General features: G+C 71.2%; 7 protein-coding genes. 2 read left to right on the plus strand and 5 right to left on the minus strand.

Annotated features, from left to right (window positions below; genetic code table 11):
- Nucleotides 1-59: 59 nt before the first annotated feature.
- Genes G6R25_RS32045 through G6R25_RS21570 form a run of 3 tightly spaced genes read right to left on the minus strand, consistent with a single transcriptional unit; the run spans nucleotide 60 to nucleotide 2,360 of the window.
- A complete protein-coding gene (locus G6R25_RS32045) occupies nucleotides 60-431 on the minus strand; it encodes an SDR family oxidoreductase (RefSeq protein ID WP_336502306.1) in 372 nt (123 codons plus the stop codon).
- A complete protein-coding gene (locus tag G6R25_RS32050) occupies nucleotides 401-877 on the minus strand; it encodes an SDR family NAD(P)-dependent oxidoreductase (protein ID WP_336502303.1) in 477 nt (158 codons plus the stop codon). Before G6R25_RS32050 ends, G6R25_RS32045 begins: the two co-directional genes overlap by 31 nt.
- A 31-nt stretch (nucleotides 878-908) precedes the next feature.
- Complete coding sequence (locus tag G6R25_RS21570; protein WP_163554368.1) at nucleotides 909-2,360, minus strand: aldehyde dehydrogenase family protein; 1,452 nt, start codon at nucleotides 2,358-2,360, stop codon at nucleotides 909-911.
- 218 nt (nucleotides 2,361-2,578) lie between these two features.
- Here G6R25_RS21570 and G6R25_RS21575 point away from each other — a divergent pair, with 218 nt between their 5' ends.
- Nucleotides 2,579-3,220 (plus strand): TetR/AcrR family transcriptional regulator, encoded by a 642-nt coding sequence (locus G6R25_RS21575; protein WP_163554369.1) that lies wholly within the window; start codon nucleotides 2,579-2,581, stop codon nucleotides 3,218-3,220.
- A 54-nt stretch (nucleotides 3,221-3,274) separates the two neighbouring features.
- Here G6R25_RS21575 and G6R25_RS21580 read toward each other — a convergent pair whose 3' ends face one another.
- Nucleotides 3,275-3,910, minus strand: a complete 636-nt coding sequence (locus G6R25_RS21580) for a LysR substrate-binding domain-containing protein (protein ID WP_235949389.1) — start codon at nucleotides 3,908-3,910, stop codon at nucleotides 3,275-3,277.
- A gap of 122 nt (nucleotides 3,911-4,032) precedes the next feature.
- Between G6R25_RS21580 and G6R25_RS21585 the strand changes: the two genes are divergently transcribed.
- Entirely contained in the window at nucleotides 4,033-4,203 is a 171-nt protein-coding gene (locus G6R25_RS21585; RefSeq protein WP_235826186.1) for a hypothetical protein, read from the plus strand.
- A gap of 128 nt (nucleotides 4,204-4,331) precedes the next feature.
- Here G6R25_RS21585 and G6R25_RS28225 read toward each other — a convergent pair whose 3' ends face one another.
- On the minus strand, nucleotides 4,332-4,538 hold the full coding sequence (locus G6R25_RS28225; protein ID WP_235949392.1) for a hypothetical protein: 207 nt from the start codon (nucleotides 4,536-4,538) through the stop codon (nucleotides 4,332-4,334).
- Nucleotides 4,539-4,771 lie beyond the last annotated feature (233 nt).

A 4,771-nucleotide genomic window follows, 5' to 3' on the forward strand; every position in this document is an offset into this window, starting at 1 on the left:
GGTGTTGTCATCGCAGATTCTCCTCAGCTGTACCGATGCTGTACCGATGTACCGAGCCGTCAGCGGACGGTGAAGCCGGCGTCGAGGGCCCATTGGGTTCCGGTGATGAACGTCGCCTCGTCGGAGACCAGGTACGCGACGGCGCCCGCGATGTCCTCGGGCTGGAGAATGGGAATGGGCAGGGCGTTCTGCATCGCGGAGACGTTGCTGTCCGCCTTCGCCATCGCCGCCTGCATCGCGGCGTTCATCGTCATCCCCGAGACGACCCCGGTCGGGTGGATGGTGTTGACCCTGATCATTTCGGCGGCGTACTGGTTGGCCAGCACCTGCATGTAGCCGACGAGGCCCCGCTTGGCCGCCGTGTATGCCTGGGCGCTCGGCTCCTCGCTGGCGGTGCCCTTCAGCCCCGCGCTCGAGGAGGTGATGACGATCGAGCCGCCCCGGCCCCCTCCCGCAGTCGCGGCAGGGCCACCTGGACGGTGTTGAACGTGCCGGTGAGCAGGATGTCGATGGTGTCCTGCCACTCGCGCACCGGGTCGACGCTGTCGCCGACCCGCAGGATGCCGGCGTTGGCCAGGATGATGTCGACCCGGCCGAACGCGGCGTATCCCTCGTCGAAGACGGCCCGAAGCGCAGGCTGGTCACGGACGTCGGCCTTGCCGATGACCGCCCGGCGGCCTTCCTTCCCGACCAGGTCGGCGGTCTCCTGGAGCTCGGCCCAGGTGCCGCACGGATAGTTCATCGACGGAATGTCGGCACAGATGTCGACGCCGATGATGTCGACACCGTCCAGGGCGAGGCGCACGGCGTGCGCGCGGCCCTGGCCGCGGGCGGCGCCGGTGATGAAGGCAACGCGCCCTTCGAGCTTTCCGGTCATTGTTTCTGTCCTGTCTCGCGAGCCGGTGAGGTCAGACGGCGATGCCGACGCTGCGGATGCGGAGGAACTCCTCGATGCCCTCGCGGCCGCCCTCCTTGCCGACACCGGAGAGCCCGAACCCACCGAACGGCCGGCCGACCACCAGGTTCGTCGCGCCGTTGATGAGCGTCTCGCCGGCGTCGAGTTCGGCGGCGACCCGCAGCGCCCGCTGCAGATCCCTGGTCTGGACGTAGGAGGACAGTGCGTACCGGGTGCCGTTGGCCAGGGCGACCGCCTCCTGCTCGGTCCGGAACCTGAAGATCGTCAGCACCGGTCCGAAGACCTCGCTCTGGGCGATCTCGGAGTTCGGGTCGACGTCGGTGAAGACGGTCGGCTGGACGTAGTAGCCGGCACGGTCGATCCGGCTCCCGCCGGCCAGCAGGGTCGCGCCCTGCTCGGTCGCCCGCTCGATCATCCCGAGGATCCGCTCGACGGCCGCCTGGTTGACGACCGGACCGGAGGCGACGGCGGGATCGAACGGGTCACCGACCGGGATGTTCTGCGCGATCAGCTTCACCCGCGCGACGACCTTGTCATACACGTCCTCGTGGACGATCATCCGGGTCGCGAAGGCGCAGCCCTGGCCGGAGAGCGCGATCAGGGAGAACGTCGTCCCGATCTGGCAGGCCACGTCGAGGTCGGCGTCGTCGAAGACGATGTTGGCGGACTTGCCGCCGAGCTCGAGGACGGCGGGCTTCATGCTGGGCGCGCACGCCTCGAGGATCCTGGTCGCCGTGGCCGGGCCACCGGTGAAGGTGACCTTCTTGAGCAGCGGGTGCGAGACGAGCTGGGCGCCCGCCTCGGCGGTGCCGGGCAGGACGTTGACGACGCCGCGCGGGAACCCGGCCTGCTCGACGAGGTCCATGAAGAGCTCCCCGCTGAACGGGGTGAGCTCGGAGGGCTTGACCACCACGGTGTTCCCGGCCGCGACCGCGGCCGGGATCTTCATGGCCAGAGAGATGAGCGGGCCGTTCCAGGTGATGATGATCCCGACGACGCCGTACGGCTGGGCGAGGGTGTATCCGAGCTCGGAGTCCTGGACGGGGTTGCCGGTCAGGTCGCCGTGGACCTTGTCGGCCCAGCCGGCGTAGTAGCGGGTCCACTCCGCGGAGAGCACCGGGAAGGCCGCGCCGACGGCCAGCGGCGTGCCGTTGTCGAGCGCCCCGAGCCGGGCGAACTCGTCCGCATGGGCTTCGATCAGGTCCGCGAGCCTGCTGAGCAGGGCGCGGCGCTGGGCCGGCGGGGTCCGCTTCCAGGTCTGGAACGCCTCGTGCGCCGCGGCGACGGCGAGGTCGATCTCGTCCTTGTCCGCCAGCGGAATCTGCGCGTCGACCTCGCCGGTGGCCGGGTTGACGTGACCGTAGGTGCCGCCCGAGCCGGACTCGCGCCTCTCACCGTTGATACGGAGGTGGACCTTCGGTGGGGTGCGGTCGATGTCTGACATGGGGCTTCTCGGGGCGTTCCCGCGTGCACGACGGCGTGGATCGGCAGATCGGAGATGAAGGGCGAGATAGACGAGATAGACGAGACGGGCGAGACGGGCGAGACGGGCAAGGTGACTGAGTGACCTTAGTGAACTGTGATGCGCGTCGCGCGTCAAGGAATCGGACAAGACCGTCCGTAAACTGCCCGTGGACCCCGATGCCAGCAGGGAGGAGATCCATGGGTGACGGCGTGACGGCCGCGCGGCGGTCTCCCGGCCGGCCTCGCAAAGCCGACGCCGAGCAGCGCATCCTCGACGCCGCCATCGACGAATACCTCGAACGCGGCGCGACCGGCTTCACCATCGACGGCGTCGCCCGGCGCGCCGGGGTCGGCAAGTCCACGGTCTACCTGCGCTGGCCCGACCGCGACACGCTCCTGGTCGACAGCGTCCTGGCACGATCCCGAGCGATCGAGGACGTCGACACCGGAGCACTGCGCGACGACCTGATCGCCCTGAGTGTGAACATGCTGCGATTCCTGCTCGACCCCGTCGGGTTCGCGACGCTGCGCCTCACGGTCGAGGCCGTGGCCAGCCGCGCCGCCCCCCAGGTCGCCACCGATGTGGCCGATCGCCATCGCCGAGCCGCAGGCCTGGTACTCACCCGGGTCGCCGATCGCGGCGAACTCATCAACCCGGTCACCCAGGCTCGCGTCATCGAGTGCCTCTACGGCGCGATCACCCTGAAGGTGCTGGCTCTAGGTATCGAGGCGGACACCATCGGCGACGTGGAGATCGCCGCGGCCTGCACCGAGCTGGTCGACATGCTCCTCCCGTTGCTGCTGGAGCACGGCCAGCCCCCGCAGGACTCGGCCCGGTAAAGGCCCGCCGGCACCTCGCGGATCTTCCGGGCCGGGCCGTCTCGGCGCCGGTCGTTACCGGGCGGCCGGTGCGGGTTGGCGGGCGAGGACGGTGTCGAGCAGGATGCCGGCGGCCGCCGAGGTCGCGCCGGCCGGGGTCACGATCGCCGTCGGGAACGTCGGGGCGGGCGGGGCGAGCGGGATCATCTGCAGCTCGTCGCGGTGCCGGGCGTCCAGGCTCGGGGGCAGGAGGGCGACGCCGAGCCCGTGCGCGACGAGGTCGAGCAGCGTGTCGGTGTCGCCGACCTCGCAGGCCAGCCGGCGTCGCAGGCCGTGCTCGGCCAGGGTGGCGTCGACGACCGTGCGCGACCCCCAGCCTGGCGGGTAGTCGACGAAGTCCTCCTCGACGGCCTCCCGCAGCGACACCGCCGCCCGCTGCGCCAGCGGATGCCCGGCGTGGCAGGCGAACACCATCGACCGGTCGTCCAGCGGGGTCAGGTGGACGCCTGCCGGGGCTGTCCGCGCGCAGGCGAAGGCGAGGTCGAGCGCGCCGACCGCGACCCGGTCGAGCAGTTCCAGGCTGGGCGCCTGCACGAGCCGCAGCTCCACCCGCGGATGCTCGGCGTGGAAGGCGGCGAGCGCCTCGGTCAGACCCCGCCTGAAACATTGCATGATGCCGATGGTCAGCCGGCCCCCCATGCCGCCGGCCACCCCGGCGACCGCCGAGCGCGCCGCGTCGGCCGCGGGCGGGCCGGCGCGGTGACCGTGGGCACCGCCGTGCTGCTGCTCGCCGCCTGGCTCCCTCGGCCCGCAGCCGGCTCACCTCCGCCTACATGGCGATCTACTTCGCCGGCGGACTCGTCGGCTCGATCGCCTCCGGCACCGCCTACAGCCACGGCGACTGGGTCGCCGTCAGCGTCACCGGCGCCGTGTTCGGCCTTGCCGCCGTCGCCCTCGCCTGCTGGGATGCCCTGCGCCGCGACCCGGCCGCCGCCGCGGTGTGACCGCTGGCCCGCTACAGGTCATCGGACCGGTTCGACACGCTGGCAATCCGACGCTTACCGGTGATCGAGGCGTCCGTCGGCTGGCTGCTGGCCTTCCACACTCGTTGCTTCGGTCCGCGTGCGACGGGTCAGCGCCGGTGCGCGAACGTCGCCTGCGCTCGTTCGAACCGGCGTTCGGTCGCGTGGGAGGTATCGATGGCGGCGGTCGCGGTGACCAGGATGAGTGCGGCGACTACGCCTGCCAGAACCGGCCGTGGTGTGGGCGGCGGCTCCTGCAACGCCCGTGCCCGATGGGCGAGGTCGGTGTGCACGGCGCCGAGCGCCGCGGTCGGCATGGTCACCGTGTCGGAACGGGCGAGGCCGGCGCGGGCGAGGGCCCGGACGGCGACAACGCGGTCATCGCTGGCCGCGGCGGCGTCCTCGTCGGCCCAGCGTTCGACGGCGAGTCGGACGGCGGCGGCGGGGGATCGCAGCAGCGGGTTGGCGGCGGCGGCGAGGTCGGCGAGCTGGGAAGCTATTCCGAAACCGCCAGGTTGATCCTTTCGAAACTCGGGTGACGGTCAGCGAA

It is taken from the genome of Candidatus Frankia alpina, from assembly GCF_902806485.1.
Lineage (GTDB): Bacteria > Actinomycetota > Actinomycetes > Frankiales > Frankiaceae > Frankia > Frankia alpina.